At 34.6% G+C, this 19,105-nt stretch carries 20 protein-coding genes; 4 read left to right on the top strand and 16 right to left on the bottom strand.

Annotation, left to right across the window (positions count from 1 at the left end):
* Positions 1–9 precede the first annotated feature (9 nt).
* The 7 genes from BLW20_RS03485 to aroB all read right to left on the bottom strand — a co-directional run bounded on the left by BLW20_RS03485 (position 10) and on the right by aroB (position 6,193).
* Positions 10–336 carry a hypothetical protein gene (locus BLW20_RS03485; RefSeq protein WP_091096390.1) on the bottom strand — a complete coding sequence of 109 codons (327 nt, stop codon included), beginning with the start codon at positions 334–336 and terminating at the stop codon, positions 10–12.
* Positions 337–349: 13 nt separating this feature from the next.
* Positions 350–1,276 carry an aspartate carbamoyltransferase catalytic subunit gene (locus BLW20_RS03480; RefSeq protein ID WP_091096388.1) on the bottom strand — a complete coding sequence of 309 codons (927 nt, stop codon included), beginning with the start codon at positions 1,274–1,276 and terminating at the stop codon, positions 350–352.
* Between the two features lie 28 nt (positions 1,277–1,304).
* Positions 1,305–1,853: a bifunctional pyr operon transcriptional regulator/uracil phosphoribosyltransferase PyrR gene (gene pyrR, locus BLW20_RS03475; RefSeq protein ID WP_091096386.1), complete on the bottom strand. Its 549-nt coding sequence runs from the start codon at positions 1,851–1,853 to the stop codon at positions 1,305–1,307.
* Between the two features lie 123 nt (positions 1,854–1,976).
* Positions 1,977–2,396, bottom strand: coding sequence for a DNA primase (locus tag BLW20_RS14655; RefSeq protein ID WP_177165023.1), 420 nt, complete (start codon positions 2,394–2,396; stop codon positions 1,977–1,979).
* Between the two features lie 83 nt (positions 2,397–2,479).
* A complete protein-coding gene (locus BLW20_RS03465) occupies positions 2,480–3,451 on the bottom strand; it encodes a deoxyhypusine synthase family protein (protein ID WP_091096385.1) in 972 nt (323 codons plus the stop codon).
* 4 nt (positions 3,452–3,455) lie between these two features.
* Entirely contained in the window at positions 3,456–4,877 is a 1,422-nt protein-coding gene (locus BLW20_RS03460) for an arginine decarboxylase (protein WP_091096383.1), read from the bottom strand.
* 248 nt (positions 4,878–5,125) lie between these two features.
* Positions 5,126–6,193, bottom strand: a complete 1,068-nt coding sequence (gene aroB, locus BLW20_RS03455) for a 3-dehydroquinate synthase (protein WP_091096380.1) — start codon at positions 6,191–6,193, stop codon at positions 5,126–5,128.
* Between the two features lie 74 nt (positions 6,194–6,267).
* Here aroB and BLW20_RS03450 point away from each other — a divergent pair, with 74 nt between their 5' ends.
* A complete protein-coding gene (locus BLW20_RS03450) occupies positions 6,268–7,440 on the top strand; it encodes a proline dehydrogenase family protein (protein WP_091096378.1) in 1,173 nt (390 codons plus the stop codon).
* Between the two features lie 69 nt (positions 7,441–7,509).
* On the opposite strand, the gene BLW20_RS03445 is transcribed toward BLW20_RS03450, so the two are convergent.
* Complete coding sequence (locus BLW20_RS03445; RefSeq protein ID WP_091096376.1) at positions 7,510–9,273, bottom strand: mechanosensitive ion channel family protein; 1,764 nt, start codon at positions 9,271–9,273, stop codon at positions 7,510–7,512.
* A gap of 113 nt (positions 9,274–9,386) precedes the next feature.
* Positions 9,387–11,297, bottom strand: a complete 1,911-nt coding sequence (locus BLW20_RS03440; protein WP_091096374.1) for an amino acid permease — start codon at positions 11,295–11,297, stop codon at positions 9,387–9,389.
* Between the two features lie 212 nt (positions 11,298–11,509).
* Here BLW20_RS03440 and BLW20_RS03435 point away from each other — a divergent pair, with 212 nt between their 5' ends.
* From BLW20_RS03435 to BLW20_RS03425, 3 genes are read left to right on the top strand one after another with little or no spacing between them, the layout of a single operon-like run.
* On the top strand, positions 11,510–12,151 hold the full coding sequence (locus BLW20_RS03435) for a peroxiredoxin (RefSeq protein WP_091096372.1): 642 nt from the start codon (positions 11,510–11,512) through the stop codon (positions 12,149–12,151).
* A gap of 59 nt (positions 12,152–12,210) precedes the next feature.
* Entirely contained in the window at positions 12,211–12,516 is a 306-nt protein-coding gene (locus BLW20_RS03430; protein ID WP_091096489.1) for a thioredoxin family protein, read from the top strand.
* Positions 12,517–12,522: 6 nt separating this feature from the next.
* Complete coding sequence (locus BLW20_RS03425) at positions 12,523–12,780, top strand: DUF6952 family protein (RefSeq protein WP_091096370.1); 258 nt, start codon at positions 12,523–12,525, stop codon at positions 12,778–12,780.
* Positions 12,781–13,076: 296 nt separating this feature from the next.
* On the opposite strand, the gene hisIE is transcribed toward BLW20_RS03425, so the two are convergent.
* The 7 genes from hisIE to hisD are packed head-to-tail and all read right to left on the bottom strand — an operon-like array spanning position 13,077 to position 19,094.
* Positions 13,077–13,664: a bifunctional phosphoribosyl-AMP cyclohydrolase/phosphoribosyl-ATP diphosphatase HisIE gene (gene hisIE / locus BLW20_RS03420; protein ID WP_091096367.1), complete on the bottom strand. Its 588-nt coding sequence runs from the start codon at positions 13,662–13,664 to the stop codon at positions 13,077–13,079.
* Positions 13,661–14,416 carry an imidazole glycerol phosphate synthase subunit HisF gene (gene hisF / locus BLW20_RS03415; RefSeq protein ID WP_091096365.1) on the bottom strand — a complete coding sequence of 252 codons (756 nt, stop codon included), beginning with the start codon at positions 14,414–14,416 and terminating at the stop codon, positions 13,661–13,663. The genes hisIE and hisF overlap by 4 nt, the downstream gene beginning before the upstream one ends.
* Positions 14,410–15,123 (bottom strand): 1-(5-phosphoribosyl)-5-[(5-phosphoribosylamino)methylideneamino]imidazole-4-carboxamide isomerase, encoded by a 714-nt coding sequence (gene hisA / locus BLW20_RS03410; RefSeq protein ID WP_091096363.1) that lies wholly within the window; start codon positions 15,121–15,123, stop codon positions 14,410–14,412. The genes hisF and hisA overlap by 7 nt, the downstream gene beginning before the upstream one ends.
* Positions 15,120–15,698 carry an imidazole glycerol phosphate synthase subunit HisH gene (hisH, locus tag BLW20_RS03405; protein WP_091096360.1) on the bottom strand — a complete coding sequence of 193 codons (579 nt, stop codon included), beginning with the start codon at positions 15,696–15,698 and terminating at the stop codon, positions 15,120–15,122. Before hisH ends, hisA begins: the two co-directional genes overlap by 4 nt.
* The gene (hisB, locus tag BLW20_RS03400; protein ID WP_091096358.1) at positions 15,695–16,786 is read right to left on the bottom strand and encodes a bifunctional histidinol-phosphatase/imidazoleglycerol-phosphate dehydratase HisB; all 1,092 of its coding nucleotides are present in this window, start codon (positions 16,784–16,786) and stop codon (positions 15,695–15,697) included. The genes hisH and hisB overlap by 4 nt, the downstream gene beginning before the upstream one ends.
* Positions 16,779–17,804: a histidinol-phosphate transaminase gene (gene hisC / locus BLW20_RS03395; protein ID WP_091096357.1), complete on the bottom strand. Its 1,026-nt coding sequence runs from the start codon at positions 17,802–17,804 to the stop codon at positions 16,779–16,781. The genes hisB and hisC overlap by 8 nt, the downstream gene beginning before the upstream one ends.
* A 3-nt stretch (positions 17,805–17,807) precedes the next feature.
* Positions 17,808–19,094 (bottom strand): histidinol dehydrogenase, encoded by a 1,287-nt coding sequence (hisD, locus tag BLW20_RS03390; protein ID WP_091096355.1) that lies wholly within the window; start codon positions 19,092–19,094, stop codon positions 17,808–17,810.
* Positions 19,095–19,105: the final 11 nt, after the last annotated feature.

Below are 19,105 nucleotides of genomic sequence, written 5' to 3'. Positions count from 1 at the left end.
AAATCTAACTTAAAAACCTAAATCTCGTTCAATTTCTTCCATTTCAATAATATCAAAACCTTCTTGAATGGTTGGTACCACAATGATTTCTTCAGAAATTTCATCAAAATCAACATCGGCAACAATGACAAACGATTTTTTTTGTTCTTTTTGCAGTGTAGCCAATGGTTCAAAAGGAATGATCTGTGATGGTCGTAAAGCTATTTCTTCCAAATCAATCAATACGTTTTTGCCTTTAAATACATGGGGCTGCTCTAAAATTTTCTCTGCAAATCCAGATAAATCTTCGCTACTTTTCTTAAAAACAATCACGTTATTTTTCTCTTTGACTTTCATATTTTAAAGATAACTATTTTATTTTAGATGCCAACAAATAAATAACCGCCATACGAATCGCTACACCGTTTTCGACTTGATCTAAAATAACAGATTGTTGCGAATCGGCTACATCAGAAGTGATTTCTATCCCTCTATTGATTGGTCCCGGGTGCATAATCACGATTTCTTTATTCAGCGAATCAAGCAATGCTTTGTCAACCCCGTATTGTTGTGCGTATTCACGCGTTGACGGAAAATAATTGACATCTAAGCGTTCGTTTTGTACGCGTAACATATTAGCAACATCGCACCATTCTAAGGCTTTACGTAAATTAGGTTCGTATTTTACACCTAAATTGGTAATGTATCTTGGGATCAATGTTTTTGGTCCGCAAACCATTATTTCGGCGCCTTGCATCTGCAACGCAAAAATGTTTGACAATGCCACACGTGAGTGTAAAACATCACCTACAATAACTACTTTTTTTCCGGTAACTTCACCTAAACGCTCACGAATAGAAAAACTGTCTAACAAAGCTTGTGTTGGGTGTTCATGTGCTCCATCACCGGCATTCACGATACTTGCCTTTACATTGCGCGATAAAAAATGAGCTGCTCCCGGATTGCTGTGACGCATCACTACCATATCTACTTTCATGGAAAGGATGTTGTTTACGGTATCAATCAGTGTTTCTCCTTTTTTAACAGATGACTGTGCGGCAGAGAAACTAATCACATCGGCTGAAAGTCTTTTTTGAGCCAGTTCAAACGACAATTTGGTTCGTGTACTGTTTTCAAAAAATATATTGGCAATGGTAATATCACGTAACGAAGGAACTTTCTTTATGGGACGATTAATAACTTCTTTAAACTGATCGGCAGTTTCAAAGATTAAATCAATATCGTTTTTATTGATGTATTTAATTCCTAATAAATGGTTAACGCTTAATTCTTTCATTTTGAATTTGCTGTTGTGTTGTTTAAAATTATGACGGATTGGATATTAAATAGACCTCATCGATAGCTGCATCGACATCTTTCCACTGAACTTTTACCTTTTCGTTATTAAAGGCATCAACCTGACGGCCTAAATAATCAGGCTGAATGGGTAAATGTCTGCTGAATCGGCGATCGATCAAAACCAACAATTCAATTTCTTGAGGACGACCAAAAGATTGAATGGCAGTTAAAGCTGCACGAATACTGCGACCTGTGTATAAAACATCATCAATAAAAATAACGTTTTTGTCTTCTACCAAAAAGTCTATCTGTGTTTTATTAGCTTCGAGAGGTTTATCGCTTCGACGAAAATCGTCTCTGAAAAAGGTAATGTCTAAAAAGCCTAATTCAACAGCTGCGATTCCGTAATTGTTTTTTAATATAGAGGCTATGCGTTCTGCCAAAAATTTTCCGCGTGGTTGGATACCAATTAAGACCGTGTTAGAAAAATCGTTATGTTTTTCTATCAACTGACATGCTAACCGATGTAAGATGATATCAACTTCTTTTGAAGTTAACAATATTTTTGAACTCATTATCGAAGTGTTGTTTGGTTGTAAAAGTACAATTTTATGCGAACTAATGCTATATTTATTTTGGATTTTTGAGGTAAAGTTCAGGGAATAAAAAAAATCGAACTTTAAAGTTCGATTTTTTTTCTATTCTTCTTCCTCGTCGTCGTATTCTTCTTCCTGCTCATCAAAATCCTCATCATCTTCTTCGTCTTCCTCATCATCGTCGTCATCTTTTTTCTTTACAGATTTCTTCTTAGATGGTTTTTTAGATTTTTCCTCTTCTTCGTCTTCGTCTTCCTCTATATCTAAATCTTTTACGTTGATTGAATCTACAGCAGATAAATCGTCTTCTTCAAAGCTTTCTATACGATCTTGCAATTTTGTACTGACTTTTACCAAGTAAATAGTATCTTCTGTTCTTACTTCTACGGCTTCAATCAGTTCGCCTTTAGCATTGGTAAATTGGATAACGTCTGTGTCGTCATATCCGTCGGGAAATTTTTCAACTAATAAGGTTAAAATTTCATTTGTTAATTTTGCGTAATCAACAATTATTCTCTTCATTATTGTACCTGTTATTATGGTTTCAAAAATACTATAGCATCACACTATTATGCAAATAATTTGAAACTTTTTTTTAGTTTTTTTTAGTGACCTAAAATATAAGCAAATACTAAAGGAGCAACAATTGTAGCATCAGATTCGATCATAAATTTTGGCGTATCGATATCTAATTTCCCCCAAGTGATTTTTTCGTTTGGAACAGCACCTGAATAAGATCCGTAAGAGGTAGTTGAATCGGAAATCTGACAGAAATAAGACCAGAAAGGAACATCTTCCCACTCTAAATCCTGATACATCATTGGTACTACACAAATTGGGAAATCTCCTGAAATTCCACCTGCTACCTGGAAAAAACCTACGCCTTTTCCTTCAGAATTGGCACGGTACCATTCTGTTAGGTAAATCATGTATTCGATACCCGACTTTACTGTTGATGCTTTTAAGTTTCCTTTTATGACGTTTGCTGCAAAGATGTTTCCTGTAGTTGAATCTTCCCAACCCGGACAAACAATAGGTAAGTTTTTCTTTGCTGCTGCAACAATCCAGGAGTCTTTTGGATCGATTTCATAATATTGTTCCAACACACCCGAATTTACTACCTGGTATAAAAATTCGTGCGGTAAATAACGTTCTCCTTTTGCTTCTGCTGCATGCCAGACGTCTTCTAAATGTTGTTGTAAACGACGGAATGCTTCTTCTTCAGGAATACACGTATCGGTAACACGGTTAAAATGCGTGTCTAATAATTCACGTTCTTGTTCCGGAGTTAAATCTCTATAGTTAGGAATTCTTTTATAATGTGAATGTGCCACTAAATTCATTACGTCTTCTTCAAGATTGGCACCTGTACATGAAATAATGTGTACTTTATCCTGACGGATCATCTCTGCCAAAGAAACACCTAACTCTGCAGTTGACATTGCACCACCCAAAGAAATTAACATTTTTCCACCTTCTAACAAGTGTTGTTCATATCCTTTTGCAGCATCAACCAATGCGGCCGCATTGAAATGACGGTAATTATGCTCGATAAATTGAGAAATAGGACCTTTCATAGTTTTATTCTTTATTATTTGTTTGTTTGTTATTTGTGTAACCTAGAATTTTTAATACGTCATCAGCTGTTTGTTGGTCAGAAAACACTTCGGTTGCTAAAATTCCGTTTTCATCACGGTCAATCAAAATGTGTTTTGGCTGTGGAATTAAACAGTGATGAATACCGCCCTGCCCACCAATAGTTTCCTGATACGCCCCGGTGTTAAAGAAACCAATGTACAACGGTTTTTCTTTATTAAATTTAGGCAGATAAATGGCATTCCAGTTTTGTTCAGAATTATAATAATCGTCTGAATCACAAGTTAATCCGCCTAAAAGAACACGCTCATACGAATCGTTCCAGCGATTTACCGCCAGCATAATAAAACGCTTGTTAATTGCCCAAGTATCAGGCAATGTGGTAATGAACGACGAATCGATCATGTTCCATTTTTCACGATCGTTTTGTTGTTTCTGATACAATACTTTGTAAATGGCTCCGCCCGATTCACCTACTGTAAACGAACCAAATTCCGTAAAAATATTCGGTACATCAACCTCTGCTTCATCGCATGCCATTTTTATCTGATTGATAATTTCATCAACCATATACGCATAATCGTAATCAAAACTCAAGGAATTTTTAATAGGGAATCCTCCGCCAATATTCAGGCTATTCAGTGTGGGGCATTCCTTTTTAAGATTGGTGTAAACTTTTAAACATTTACCCAGTTCGTTCCAGTAATATGCCGTATCGCGAATACCTGTATTGATGAAAAAATGCAACATTTTTAATTCAACTTTTGGGTTTTCAGCAATGGTTTTTCGGTAAAACGGCAAAATATTTTTATAACCAATTCCTAAACGCGAGGTATAAAATTCAAATTTAGGTTCTTCCTCTGATGCAATACGGATACCTATTTGGAATTTTCCTTTAATTTGCTCTTGCAACAAGTCCAATTCTTCGTAGTTATCAATAATGGGAATGGTATTTTTATGTCCGTTATTTAATAAACGTGCAATGTTTTCAACATATTGATCGCGTTTAAATCCGTTGCAGATAATATTGGTTTTTTTGTTGATTTTACCGGTTTCTAATAATTTTTCTACAATATTAATATCAAACGCAGACGAGGTTTCAATGTGAATGTTGTTTTTAAAAGCCTCGTTCATTACATATTCAAAATGCGAGCTTTTTGTACAATAGCAATAGTAATAATCGCCTTCGTACTTATGCTTTTCCATTGCATTTCTAAACCAGCCTTTTGCTTTGTTTATATTGTTTGATATTTGCGGAAGATATGTAAATTTTAAAGGTGTTCCGTATTGTTCTACCAATTTCATTAAATCGATATTATGGAACATTAAGTTGTCTTTATTTAAAGTAAATTCTTCCTGCGGAAAATAAAATGTTTGGTTGATTAAGTCGAAATATTTAGTATTCATAAAAAATCTGCTTTTAAATTATTAATTGTTTTAGTTTCTTTTTTATGAATAGATTTCAAACTCTGATATTGGCAAAAGCAATTGATAATTTTTGATTGTAGATTTGACTTAACGTCACGGTTTTAAATGATTTAATCAATAAACCAAATTGTATTCTTTTGTCATTTACTTTTGTAAGCAATGGCTTAAATACTTTTTTAATATAAATGTTACAACTTTTGTTCACTTACAAAATTCGAGATATAAAATTAATCAACCAAATAATCGTTAAAAGCTTCATTAATCATCTCGCTTTCAACAAGTTCGTTTATAACACCTTTACCAATAGCGCTTAACAAGGTAAACTGTACGTTGCCGTTTTCATTTTTTTTGTCGTGTATTAGTAAATTGGTACAAATTTCAATATCATTTTTGGTAAAAACAATACTTTCAAACATTAAATTTAAAGTTTCTTTTATTTCTAAATAAGAAGCTACTGTTAAGAAATTCTTTTTATACGAAATAAAAGCTTCCAGAATCATTCCAATAGCAATGGCTTCGCCGTGTAACAAAGGTTTTATGCCTTTACCGGAATGACTGTATGTTTCAATCACATGCCCCAAAGTATGTCCAAAATTTAACAGTTTGCGCACATTTTGTTCTAAAGGATCCTGCAAAACAATTTCGTTTTTTATGGATACCGAATGATAAATCAATAACAGTAAATCGTTGGTTGTTAATTCGTTTAAATTTTTCAGCTGGTTCCAATACGAAGTGTCGGCAATTAATCCGTGTTTAAACATTTCTGCCAAACCGGACCGCATCTGGTTGCCCGGTAAGGTTTCTAAAAAAGTACCATCAATTAAAACCATTTGCGGCTGGTAAAAACTACCGACCATATTTTTTAATCCGCCTAAATTCACTCCGGTTTTTGTTCCCACAGAGGCATCAACCATAGCCAATAACGTAGTGGGAATATTAACAAAATCAATGCCTCGTTTATACGTTGCAGCTACAAATCCGCCTAAATCGCACACCATTCCACCCCCAATGTTAATTAGCAGGGCTTTCCGGTCAATATTCAATTCAATTAAACTTTCCCAAACAGCAGTGCAGGTTTCAATGGTTTTATTTTCTTCGCCAGGCTCAATTTCAATAATTTCAAACGCTACATCAATTGCCAGCCATTGCAATACATAATTCAGACAATATTGTGCCGTATTTTCATCGACCAGTAAAACAATTTTAGAATATTTTTTTTTAGAAATAAGATGCGAAAGCTCTGAATAATAGTCAGAACCAAAAAAAACCGTATAGTCTGCTGCTTGTATTTGCATGCGTAAAAAAATTTGATGTAAAAATAAAGCAATTTTTAGAACTATTGTATCTTTGCATTACAACTTTAAACCTAATGGAAAAGATATTTGATAATACCGAAGTTGCTTTTGCTTTAAAAAACAACACCGAACTAAATAAGGCATACTATTTATTTAAGCTGATAAGCAGTAATACATTAGTAAAAATTGGAACTTCATTAACCAATTTTGCCATTTCTACAAATTTACCCGTTAAAGGATTAATCAAATCTACTGTTTTTGATCATTTTTGTGGCGGAGTTACCGAGCAGGATTGCTTAAAAGTAGTTGATAAAATGTACACCAAAGGTGTGTCGTCGGTTTTAGATTATTCTGTAGAAGGAAAAGAAACCGAAGAGCAGTTTGACAAAGGTTTGCAAATGACTTTGAAAACCATAGAGTTTGCCAAAGAACGTGAAGCTATTCCGTTTGCTGTTTTTAAACCCACAGGTGTTGGCAGGTTTTACCTTTATGAAAAGAAAGGCGATAATTTACCTTTTACCGATACCGAACAACAAGAGTGGAACCGCATTGTAGAACGTTTTGACATTATTTGCAGAACTGCTTATGAAAAAGATGTTTTACTGCTGGTTGATGCCGAAGAAAGCTGGATGCAAGATGCCGCCGATGATTTGGTTTTAAACATGATGCGCAGATACAACAAAGAGAAATGTATTGTTTTTAACACGGCACAGACGTATCGTTGGGATCGATTTGATTTTGTTAAGAATACACATGCTATAGGATTGCGAGAAGGTTTTCATGTTGGTTTTAAAGTGGTTCGTGGTGCATATATGGAAAAAGAACGTGCCCGTGCCGAAGAAAAAGGATACCCCTCGCCTATTTGTGCTACCAAAGCCCAAACCGATGCTACCTTTAATAAAACCGTAACGTATATGGTTGAAAATTTAGACAATAAAATAGCGCTGTTTGCCGGTACACATAACGAAGACAGCAGTTATATGCTTATGGATTTGCTACATCAGCATAACATTTCTCATAACGACAAACGTATTTGGTTTGGACAATTGTACGGAATGAGCGACAATATCAGTTATAATCTGTCAAATAATAATTACAACGTAGCTAAATATTTACCTTTTGGACCAGTTTTCGATGTGGTTCCTTATTTGATACGCCGTGCTAATGAAAACACATCAGTTGCCGGACAAACAAACCGCGAACTGGATTTGTTGGATAAAGAATTAAAACGCAGAAGAGCAAGGTAATTTTACCGACATAAAAAGAAACCTTTTCAGCATTTGAAAGGGTTTCTTTTTTACTTTTACGGAAATTGACTAACTCTTCGGTTTTGCATAAAATTTTGGAGAAAGCAAATCAATTCCTTCTTCTTTAAAAACTTTTAGAATGTTTTCGTTTAAATCTGAAGTAATAAAATACATTCGCTGAGGAGTTTTCGTAAATGCATTGAGCTGATAACTTATATAAGTATCTAATATTTTATTTTTGAAAACATACGGCTTTGGATAAGCAACAACGTGTTGGGTTTCTAATGCGGCTTTGATAAGCAGCTCGTTTACTTTTTCTATAGGAACATCGAAATTGATGTTAATATCAATAGGAATAATCAAGCATGTTTTTGCTGATGATGAACTGTAATTAATGGTTTTATTTGAAAGTATCATTGAATTGGGTATCGTAATATCTTCATTGTTAATGGTTCGTAAACGAGTTACCAATGATGTTTTTTCAATAACTTCTCCAACTTCATCATTCACTTTAATCCAATCGCCAATTTGGAACGGACGCATATAAGTAATGATAAAACCAGCTATGGTATTAGCAATGGCTGAAGAAGATCCTAAAGAAATCAATATCCCCAGAAATACAGAAACACCTTTAAACGCTGTGGTATCAGACCCGGGTAAATATGGAAAAATCATTATAATTACAAAGGCTATCAAGCAAATTCGTATTAAATGATAGGTTGGTTTTGCCCATTCCGGATGAAAACCTTTTATTTTTAGCATTCCGCGTTCTATTTCATTAGAAAAGAAATGTAAAAGTTTATCAGCATAGCGACCTACCATGAGAACAATAATAATATGCAGTAATTTTGGCCAGTAATTGTATATGGAAATTCCCAATTCTTTCAATGGTTTCCAAATGCCATGTAAAAACATATATGCCCAATGTTCTGTCACCGGAAAAATGCTGAAAATTAAACTAATAGAAATTCCGGTTAACAAGAAAAACAAAACAATATAAACCCATCTAAGTGTTTTAATCATCCATACTTTAATTCTATAAGGACTTATGAACTGGTAATTTTTAATTTTAACTCCTTCAAAATCGCGGTTCATCCATGAAATAATCTTTCTTATTCCAAAACGTGTTAACTTTCGTAGAAAATAAATAAGTGCTAAAAACACCAATACTATACCTATTGCCATTGCCCAACGAATGAGTATGTTCTCAAAGGTGTGGGAAATCCTGTTTTTATCAATACTTGCTTTTATTGTTTGCAAATAGTTTGCTGCCAGTGAATCAGGGGTAACGTTTTCCCAAAGTGCGTCTTCTTGCGAAATACTTGTGATGATAGTGCCTTGATAAACTATATTGATGTAGTTTTGGGTGGTCATTAACTGTAATGAATCCTTAAAATATAGTTTCTTTGCATATAATTCCTGAATTTCATTTTGTGCAGACAACGCCCGTTCTTTCGCTGAAAAAGGTCCTAAACCGGAATAAACATTAAATATCGTATCATTAAATAATTTTACAGGATAGGGCTTTGCATTTTCTCGCAATTTTTCAATTTCTGCTTTTTGATTGCTTAAGTGAACAGAATCTTCTTGTTTTATTTTTAACAATTCAGTTTTATACCATTCCAGTTCATTGCCCTGAGGATTTACAATACTGTTTAACTCATTTTTTAATAGCTGCGTTCGGATAGAATCTTTGATCCTTAATAAATCGTTGCGTTGTTTTATTTTGTTTAATTCAATTTCTATCGAATCAAGTTTGCTTATAGTCTGCTGTGCCGTAGTAATACGCGTAACTAAAAATAATACAAAAAAAATCAGTAAGTTTTTTTTCATTGGTTATTTTTTATAAAACAATACGTTATTTTAAACAAATTAAAAGTAAAGTGTGTGGTTTTGATATCCAAATTTATGAAAAATATGATAAAATCCTTCCTTGTTTAAGATGGTTAATCGTTCAACTTACTATGAAAACGCGAATAACTAAAATAAATAATCAAACCTATCAACAGCCAAGCAGAAAAATAAACCCAGTTCCAAATGGTTAATTCTGCCATCATATAAATACAGCAAATCAATCCCAACATGGGTATTAGTGAAAGATTCTTTTTAAAGCTCCAGATACACAAAAAAATCATTGCTATTAGAAACAGCCACATGGGTATTTTATGTTTGAATAAATTAAAGCCCGTTTCAAACTTCAAGTGCTCATCAACCGGAGCTTTCTCAATTAAAGAAACATATTCGATATGCGAATTTTGGTTGACTGTTGAAAGCATTGTTTCTAAATCATTGGCAAAATCAATCGCTTTTAATTGATAATTGGTTTCTATATACTGAAATACATTAACTGATTCTTCTTTAGAAAGTTGAGTAACAAAATCGGTAGGTTCATACACTTGTGGCGTATTGTAAACAAAAGTTTCTACTCCGTTTTTATTCCAGATAAAAACAGAAATCAATCCTAAAATAAATCCCACAGGCAAAATAAATTTTCCATTTAAATATGGGATTCTGAATTTTCCTCTTGGTATATCTTTATCCTGCAAAACCAACACACCGGCACAAACCAAAGCAAAGGCAAACAATGTACCTATACTGCACAAATCGGTCACCATGGTCAGGTTCATAAACAAGGCGGGAACGGCAACTACAAACCCGGTTACAATGGTAGCGAATGAAGGTGTTCTGTATTTTGGATGCACTTTGGAAAACTTTGGCGGTAACAATCCGTCACGACTCATACTCATCCAGATTCGTGGTTGCCCCATTTGAAAAACCAACAGCACACTCGCCATTGCTATCACGGCACTCACTGCCACCACACCGGCAAACCATTTTAAATTGACCTGATCAAAAACATAAGCCAGCGGATCACCCACGTTTAACTGCTTGTAATTAACCATTCCGGTTAAAACTAATGCAATAGCGATGTATAGTAAAGTACAAATTACGATAGACCAAATCATGCTTCGGGGCAGATCGCGTTGCGGATTTTTACATTCTTCGGCAGTGGTAGATAGGGCATCAAAACCAATATAGGCAAAAAATACTGCCGAAACGCCTTTTAAAACGCCCGATAATCCGTTAGGTGCAAACGGATCCCAATGATCAGTATCTACATAAAAAATTCCCACAATAAGAACCAAGGCAATTACAGCCAGTTTTACGTAAACCATGATATTGCTGGCGTTGCGTGATTCTTTCATTCCGCGGTAAACTAGCCAGGTAATTAAAATAATGATCCCTAAAGCAGGAATATCGGCTACAAAATGGAAGCTCCCGATTTGCGGTGCTGTTGTCCACGCCGTATGAGCCAGTTGCAAATTGGCGGGTAAATTTTCAAACGTTTTTCCGCTTGTCATTAAAGCAACAGCATCGTTAAAACCATTGTTTGCCGAAAGATAATCCATTTGAACCCATTGCGGTAAATGAATGCCCATATTGTCAAGTAAACCTGTAAAATAATCGCTCCACGAAATAGCCAGGGTAATGTTTCCAACAGCATATTCCATAATGAGTGCCCAACCAATAATCCATGCAATCATTTCGCCAAAAGCAACATAACTATAGGTGTATGCACTACCTGAAACCGGAACCATTGAAGCAAACTCGGCATACGCCATGGCTGCAAATCCACAAGCTAAAGCGGTAAACATAAACAGGAAAATTACTGCCGGACCACCGTCAAAACTTGCCTGTCCAATGGTACTGAACACACCAGCCCCCACAATAGCAGCAATTCCGAAAAAGATCAGATCCTTCTGACTTAAAAATTTTCCTAAGCTTTCCTGTTTGCCTTCATTAGCTTCTAATTCATTTAAGATATTGGTTATATTTTTTTTTCGGAAAACATTCATTTGCTATTAAAGTATGATAATTGTTATTTTTTAATTTGGTAAATCTAACTAATTTTACAAAAAGATTGTTATTGATTTAAAATTCATTCATTATAAGTAAAATCTATCAAATAATAAATATTAACAATAAATTATTTATGGAAATCTATTAAATTGAACATATCTTTGTGCTACAAAAAATAACAAGAATCATTAATTAAAAAATAAAAATTATGGCATTAGTAGGAAAACAATTCCCAAACATTACAGTTGACGCAATTTCAGAAATGGGTGACAATTTAAGAATCAACGTTTTAGAAGAAGCAACAAAAAACAATAAAAAAGTATTATTATTTTGGTATCCAAAAGATTTTACTTTCGTTTGTCCTACCGAGTTACACGCTTTCCAGGCAGCTTTATCAGAATTCGAAAAAAGAAACACTATCGTAATTGGCGCTTCTTGCGACACAAACGAAGTACACTTTGCCTGGTTAAACACAGCAAAAGATAACGGTGGTATTGAGGGGGTTACTTATCCTTTATTGGCAGATGCTACACGTAACCTGTCAAGCGTTTTGGGTATTTTAGATGTAACTTCAGAAGTGTACAATGAAGAATTAGATTCAGTACAAATCGAAGGTTCAAACGTAACATACCGTGCAACGTATTTAATTGACGAAACCGGAAAAATTTTCCACGAATCAGTAAACGATATGCCTTTAGGACGTAACGTAAACGAATATTTAAGATTAATTGATGCTTATACCCACGTTCAAACACACGGTGAAGTTTGTCCGGCAAACTGGGAAGAAGGTAAAGAAGCAATGACTGCAGACCGCACTTCTACAGCTGAGTATTTAGCAAGACTTAACTAATACTTTTAGATTCAGGTTTTTAAATTGTAAACCTGAATCTAAACTTAAAACAAAAAATGATGATATTAGAATTAGAACAAGATAACTTACAGGAAATTGTTTCACAAAATCCTAAAGTTGCGGTACAATTTTCTGCTTCATGGTGTGGAAACTGCCGTATCATGAAACCAAAATTCAAAAAAATGGCAACTGAAAAAGACGGAATTACTTTTGTAATTGTTGATGCAGAGAAATTTCCTGAATCAAGAAAATTAGCAAATGTTTCTAACTTGCCAACTTTCGCTATTTTTAACCAAGGTGCTTTGGTAGATGAAACGCAAACCAATAAAGCTGATGTTTTAGCTGAATTAGTTAACAAATTATAAGTTTCTATGAAATTACCTGTTATCAAACATTTAACTCAGTTTATCGAGGAAAACGACCAAGATTACATCAATGAAACCATTGAAGTTTTAGAAGCTTTATGCGAAGTTCCATCGTTAAAAGATGAGGAATTAGACGTTATTGCCGAATTAATTTCAAACATGTATGGAGCCGTTGAGGTTGATAAAATGATTAAAGGAGGCACACCTAAAAAAGAAGCTTTGAACAACTTTATGCAACGCGTTTTAGGTTCAATTGATAAATAATATTTTTTTAAACCAATTTTGCGAGAGGTTTGAATCCACAGGTTTATACTTGTGGATTTTTTTGTTTTTAGTTCTGTTAAGTTCTTTTTAAGTTGTACAATATCAACATCAAGTAATCTTGCAGATATATCATCATTTGATACGCTTCATCGATAGTATTGACTGTGTGTTGTAAAATTTATTCATTTTAGGATTAATTTTGTTCATCTTTACCGAAAAAATCTTATTGAATACCAAATTTTCAAAGTTCAAAAAATATTATCATATTTAGTTTTATTGATTTGATATTCAGAAAGTTATTTATTTCTTTTGCACAAGACTTGTTCTATATCCTCCAAAGTAAATCCTTTAGCTTTTAGTAGAATCAAAAAATGATACAATAAATCCGCAGCTTCATTTTTGAATAAATCTGTATTATTATCTTTCGCTTCGATGACCAATTCTACAGCTTCTTCGCCTACTTTTTGAGCCACTTTGTTGATGCCTCTTTTGTATAATTTGTTGGTATAAGAAGTTTCGGTATTTTCATCGATCCGTTGATGAATAGTTTGTTCCAATTGATACAAAAATCCTTTAGAAGAATTTGTATTAAAACAAGAAACCGAACCTGTATGACAAGTTGAACCATCTGCTTTTACCTGAATGAGTAAGGTGTCATTATCACAATCCAACTGAATATTTTTCACACGGAGAAAATTTCCTGAAGATTCTCCTTTTGTCCATAATCGGTTTTTGGTTCGGCTAAAAAAAGTAACTTTTTGTTCCAAAACGGTTTTGTTATATGCTTCTTCATTCATAAATCCGAGCATCAAAACCTGAAAATTTGTTTCGTCTTGGATGATAACCGGAACAAGTCCGTTTCCTTTTGTGAAATCTATATTCATAATCTGATAGGTATATTTTGTTTGTTTAAAAATTGTTTAAGTGTTGGAATTGGAATTTGTCCATAGTGAAAAACACTTGCTGCCAAAGCTCCCGTAGCTTTAGTTTGATTGAAAACATTGAAAAAATGCTGCATTGTACCTGCTCCTCCCGAAGCAATAACAGGGACAGAAACATTTTCTGAAATTTGTTTTGTTATGTCTAATGCAAAACCTGCTTTGGTTCCGTCATTGTTCATTGAAGTTAGCAGAATTTCTCCTGCTCCGAGCGTAACACCTTTTTGAGCCCATTGTATCGCATTCAATCCGGTTGCGGTTCTTCCTCCATTTCGGAAAACTTCCCATTTTTCATCAACACATTTTGTGTCGATAGCCAAAACCACGCATTGACTTCCGAATTCATTAACAATTTCCGTGATGAGTTCAGGATTCAGAATGGCTGAAGAATTAATACTTATTTTGTCGGCACCTGCATCAATAATTCTTTTTGCATCGTCTAAACTGTTGATTCCTCCACCTACGGTAAACGGAACATTGATTTCAGAAGCAATTCGTGTAACCAATTCAGAGAGTGTCTTTCGCTTTTCGAGTGTAGCTGTGATGTCCAAAAACATTAATTCGTCTGCTCCTTCCTGAACATAACGTTGAGCCAATTCTATCGGGTCTCCAGCATCTTGAATGGCTTCAAAGTTGATGCCTTTTACCGTTCGCCCGTCTTTGATGTCCAAACACGGAATGATTCTTTTCTTTAACATAATTCCGAAAGTTCTTTTAGTTTAATAGTTCCTTCATAAATAGCTTTTCCGATAATTGCTCCTTCGCAACCCATTTCTTTGAGTAGAATCAGGTCTTGAATTGTCGTAATACCACCACTTGCAATGAGCTGTATTTTATTGTCAGATAAAATTTCTTCGTATAATCCAAAAGCAGGACCGGAAAGCATCCCGTCTTTGTCAATGTCTGTTACAATGCTGTATTTTGTGCCTTTTTCTGTATATTCTGTAATGAATGATAAAACATCCAGTTCACTATTTTCCAGCCAACCGTTAGTTGCGATTTTTCGATTTTTACAATCTGCACCCAAGATGATTTTATCTGCTCCGAATTGGTTCAGCCATTCCAACATCAGTTCCGGTTTTTGGACAGCAATACTTCCAACAGTTATTTGCTTTGCTCCTGCATTGAAAGCCGTTTCAACATCATTCAGAGATTTTATTCCACCGCCGAAATCAATGTTCAGTTTGGTTTTTGCAGCCAGTAATTCCAAAGTTTTGTAATTGACAATCTGCCCTGCTTTTGCACCGTTCAAATCTACCAGATGTAAATAGTTTATTCCAAAATCTTCAAACATTCTGGCAACTTCCAACGGATTTTCGTTGTATGTTTTTTGCTGATTGTAATCGCCTTTGGTCAAGCGAACACATTTACCTTCAATAATGTCTATAGCTGGAATAATTCTCATAACTCAAGAAAGTTTTTTAAGATTTGTAAACCCGTTAAAGACGATTTTTCAGGATGAAATTGAGTAGCATAAAAATTGTCCTTTTGCAAAGCAGCACTAAATGGTAAAATATAGTTGGTTGTAGCAGCTATTTCCGAACATAATTCCGCATAATAACTGTGCACAAAATAGCAATCGTTTTCAATTGAAATATGCTGAAACAAATCTCCATTTACAGCAGTAAAATTATTCCAACCCATATGAGGAACTATATCTTTAAGTGGAAATTTACGAACCTTTGTTTTGAAAATCCCCAAACCTTCTGTATCACCTTCTTCAGAAGATTCACATAACAATTGCATACCCAAGCAAATTCCCAAAACAGGTTGTTCTAGATTTTTTATTACTTCATCTAAACCTCTTTTTCGTAAATATTTCATTGCAGAACTCGCTTCTCCAACCCCTGGAAAAATAATTTTTTCAGCTGATTTCAAAAGCGAAACATCATCTGTTACCAATGCTGCATAACCTAAACTTTTTATTGCATTTTCTACCGAAGTTGTATTTCCTGCATTGTATTTCAAAATAGCTATCATAATGTACCTTTTGTGCTTGGGATGTTATAGTTTTCTGTTTTATTGACAGCCATTTTTATGGCTTTAGCAAAAGCTTTGAAAATCGATTCGATTTTGTGGTGTTCATTTTTGCCTTCTGCTTTGATGTTCAAATTGCATCGTGCTTGATCGCTAAATGATTTAAAAAAATGATAAAACATTTCTGTTGGCATATCGCCAATTTTTTCACGTTTAAATCCTGCTTCCCAAACCAACCAGGGACGCCCTCCAAAATCAATTGCTACCTGAGCCAGACAATCATCCATTGGTAATAAAAAGCCATAACGTTCAATTGCTTTTTTGCTTCCCAAAGCTTGCAATAACGCATCTCCAAAAGCAATCGCTGTGTCTTCAATCGTGTGATGCTCGTCTATTTCCAAATCGCCTTTTACCTGTATGTTCAAATCCAAATTTCCGTGTTTGGAAATTTGTTCCAACATGTGATCAAAAAACGGCAAACCTGAATCAATGCTCGATTTTCCACTTCCATCCAAATTCACTTCAACAAAAATATCCGTTTCTAATGTTTTGCGTTGGGTTTTTCCGATTCTCGGTTGAGCTTTCAGGTATTGATAAATTTTGTTCCAATCAGTTGTGATGAGTGTTGCATTCAAAGAATTATCATCACTTATAAAAATCGATTTTGTTCCTAAATTCTCAGCTAATTGAACATCGGTTTTTCTATCGCCGATGACAAACGAATTTTTCAGGTCATAATTGCCGTACATATACTTGCCAAGCATACCCGTTTGTGGTTTTCGCGTGGGTTTGTTTTCGTGTTCAAACGACCCGTCAATGTATATATCCTTGAAAACAACACCCTCATTCTTCAATGTTTGAAGGATGAAATTCTGGACGGGATAAAACGTGTTTTCGGGAAAAGAAGCTGTTCCTAAGCCGTCTTGATTGCTTACCATTACCAGTTCAAAATCCAATTCCCGTGATATTTTTGATAAACAACTAATGGCAAACGGCAAAAATTTCAATTTCTCAAAGCGGTCAATTTGAAAATCTGCCGGCTCTTTGATGATGGTGCCGTCACGATCTATAAATAATACTTTTTTAGCCATTGCTGATTTGTTTTAAAGCGATTACTAATTTTTGATTCTCCTCTTGGGTTCCAACTGTTATCCGTAGACAGTTTGGAATTACGGTATTTCTGTTTCGGATGATGATTTGTTTTGCTATCAATTGGCTGTATAATTCGTTGGCATTATCAGCTTCAATCAACAAAAAATTTGCATCTGATGGATATATTTTTCGAACGATTTTTAAGCCTTTTAATTCATTGATGAGTTTTGTTTTTTCTGAAAGAATTTCATTTCGTTTTTGCTCATATTCTTCAATGTTGTGGAGGGTTTCCAAAGCTATTTTCTGATTGACGGCACTTATATTGTAAGGAGCTTTTACTTTATTATAATATGACAAAAAAGATTCGTTCATATAAGCAATCCCCAAGCGAATTCCTGCTAATCCCCACGCTTTACTCAATGTTTGACTCACAATCAAATTCGGATATTTTTCTATTTTTTCAAGAAAAGAAGGTTGATCACAAAAATCAATATATGCCTCATCTACAATCACAATTCCTTTGAAATTTTGTAAGATAAATTCGATGTCTTCTGATTTCAAAAGATTACCTGTCGGATTATTAGGAGAACAGATAAAAATCAATTTCAAATTTTTGTCCGAAAAAAACGGTTCAATTGTTTTTTTGTCGATTTGAAAATCGGAATTTAAAGGAATTTTGATAAGTTCAACTGCATTGATATTGGCTGAAACTTCATACATGCCATAAGTAGGTATGAATGTCAACGCTTTGTCTCTATAAGGTTCGCAAAAAATACGAAAAGCAATATCAATGATTTCATCGCTTCCGTTTCCGATAAAAATTCGATTGGACAGAATGTTTTTAATCTCCGACAATCGTTGTTTTAATGTTTCTTGGTAAGGGTCGGGATAACGGTTGTAAATTCCGAATGGATTTTCATTGGCATCCAAAAAAACGCCTTTCTTTTCGGAATATTCCTCTCTCGCACTTAAATACGGAGAAAGATTAAGAATATTTTTTCTGACTAAATTTTCCATATTCTAATTGTTTATTTTCTTAAGCCTGATACTCACTGCGTTTTTATGCGCTGTTAATTGTTCTGCTTGTGCCATAATTTCCACGGTAGCTCCGATGTTTTGAAGACCTCTTGGTGTGATTTTTTGAAACGTAATTTTTTTTACAAAGCTATCATACGAAACACCGCTATAACTCTTGGCATAACCATTTGTTGGCAATGTATGATTGGTTCCACTGGCGTAATCTCCGGCACTTTCACAGGCATAATTTCCAAGAAAAACGGAACCTGCATTTAGAATTTTATCACAATATTCTGTTGGGTTTTCAATTGCCAAAATCAAATGCTCGGGAGCATAAACATTACTAAAATCTATACATTCATCAACTGAATTGAACAATACAGAAAAGCTGTTTTCCAATGTTTTTTTTGCTAAACCAGCTCTTGGTAAAGTACTCAATTGTTTTTCCAAAGCAAGATTCACTTGCTCTATCAAAGGTTCATAATTAGTTGTAAAAACAACCTGGCTGTCAGTTCCGTGTTCTGCTTGTGAAAGTAAATCGGCCGCAATAAATTCTGCATCGGCATTTTTGTCGGCAATCACCAAAACTTCACTTGGCCCCGCAGGCAAATCAATAGCAATTCCGTTTTTTTGAACAAGTTCTTTTGCTTTGGTTACAAATTGGTTACCAGGTCCGAAAATTTTATCCACTTTCGGAATGCTCTCTGTACCATAAGCCAAAGCAGCAACGGCTTGGGCTCCGCCTATTTTATAAATCTGATTAATTCCCAAAAAGGAAGCGGTGTACAAAACTGCTGGATTAATCGTTCCATTTTGATCACAAGGCGTACACAAAACAATGTTTTTACAACCTGCAATTTGTGCAGGAATTGCCAACATCAGTATTGTGGAAAATAGCGGAGCGGAACCACCGGGGATATACAACCCTACATTTTCTATGGCAACGTTTTTTCTCCAGCAAGTAATACCTTCCATTGTTTCGACAGGTATTTCTGTAACTTTCTGAAAAGCGTGAAATTTGTAGATGTTGTTATAGGCAACAGAAATCGCTTGTTTCAGTTCCTCTGAGACCTGAGATTTTGCTTTTTCGATTTCGGCAGGGCTTACTTTTAGCTCGCCTAAATTGAATTCATCGAATTCTAACGTAAATTCTCTAAGTGCAACATCACCCATTATCCTTACTTTATCAATGATATTGTTTACGATGTCGTCTAAGTTTCTCTTCTCAATCACAGGTCTTTTGGCTAAAATTTGCCATTCAGACCTTGGCGTATTGTTTAAGTATTTCATTATTCTATTAA

The organism is Paenimyroides marinum (assembly GCF_900108395.1).
Taxonomy (GTDB): Bacteria; Bacteroidota; Bacteroidia; order Flavobacteriales; family Flavobacteriaceae; genus Flavobacterium; species Flavobacterium marinum.
Note: the sequence above shows the minus strand (reverse complement) of the source record. Positions and strands in the feature narration are given on the sequence as shown.

Excerpts from the sequence above, each read along its gene's own strand:
- BLW20_RS03435 (WP_091096372.1), top strand. The coding sequence starts at position 11,510 with ATGGCATTAGTAGGAAAACAATTCCCAAACATTACAGTTGACGCAATT.
- hisH (WP_091096360.1), bottom strand. The coding sequence starts at position 15,698 with ATGATAGCTATTTTGAAATACAATGCAGGAAATACAACTTCGGTAGAA.
- BLW20_RS03465 (WP_091096385.1), bottom strand. The coding sequence starts at position 3,451 with ATGAAAGGTCCTATTTCTCAATTTATCGAGCATAATTACCGTCATTTC.
- BLW20_RS03485 (WP_091096390.1), bottom strand. The coding sequence starts at position 336 with ATGAAAGTCAAAGAGAAAAATAACGTGATTGTTTTTAAGAAAAGTAGC.
- BLW20_RS03440 (WP_091096374.1), bottom strand. The coding sequence starts at position 11,297 with ATGAATGTTTTCCGAAAAAAAAATATAACCAATATCTTAAATGAATTA.
- BLW20_RS03480 (WP_091096388.1), bottom strand. The coding sequence starts at position 1,276 with ATGAAAGAATTAAGCGTTAACCATTTATTAGGAATTAAATACATCAAT.
- hisA (WP_091096363.1), bottom strand. The coding sequence starts at position 15,123 with ATGAGAATTATTCCAGCTATAGACATTATTGAAGGTAAATGTGTTCGC.
- hisC (WP_091096357.1), bottom strand. The coding sequence starts at position 17,804 with ATGGAAAATTTAGTCAGAAAAAATATTCTTAATCTTTCTCCGTATTTA.
- hisIE (WP_091096367.1), bottom strand. The coding sequence starts at position 13,664 with ATGAATATAGATTTCACAAAAGGAAACGGACTTGTTCCGGTTATCATC.
- pyrR (WP_091096386.1), bottom strand. The coding sequence starts at position 1,853 with ATGAGTTCAAAAATATTGTTAACTTCAAAAGAAGTTGATATCATCTTA.
- hisB (WP_091096358.1), bottom strand. The coding sequence starts at position 16,786 with ATGGCTAAAAAAGTATTATTTATAGATCGTGACGGCACCATCATCAAA.
- BLW20_RS14655 (WP_177165023.1), bottom strand. The coding sequence starts at position 2,396 with ATGAAGAGAATAATTGTTGATTACGCAAAATTAACAAATGAAATTTTA.
- BLW20_RS03460 (WP_091096383.1), bottom strand. The coding sequence starts at position 4,877 with ATGAATACTAAATATTTCGACTTAATCAACCAAACATTTTATTTTCCG.
- BLW20_RS03450 (WP_091096378.1), top strand. The coding sequence starts at position 6,268 with ATGGAAAAGATATTTGATAATACCGAAGTTGCTTTTGCTTTAAAAAAC.
- BLW20_RS03430 (WP_091096489.1), top strand. The coding sequence starts at position 12,211 with ATGATATTAGAATTAGAACAAGATAACTTACAGGAAATTGTTTCACAA.
- BLW20_RS03425 (WP_091096370.1), top strand. The coding sequence starts at position 12,523 with ATGAAATTACCTGTTATCAAACATTTAACTCAGTTTATCGAGGAAAAC.
- BLW20_RS03445 (WP_091096376.1), bottom strand. The coding sequence starts at position 9,273 with ATGAAAAAAAACTTACTGATTTTTTTTGTATTATTTTTAGTTACGCGT.
- aroB (WP_091096380.1), bottom strand. The coding sequence starts at position 6,193 with ATGCAAATACAAGCAGCAGACTATACGGTTTTTTTTGGTTCTGACTAT.
- hisD (WP_091096355.1), bottom strand. The coding sequence starts at position 19,094 with ATGAAATACTTAAACAATACGCCAAGGTCTGAATGGCAAATTTTAGCC.
- hisF (WP_091096365.1), bottom strand. The coding sequence starts at position 14,416 with ATGTTAAAGAAAAGAATCATTCCGTGTTTGGACATCAAAGACGGGCGA.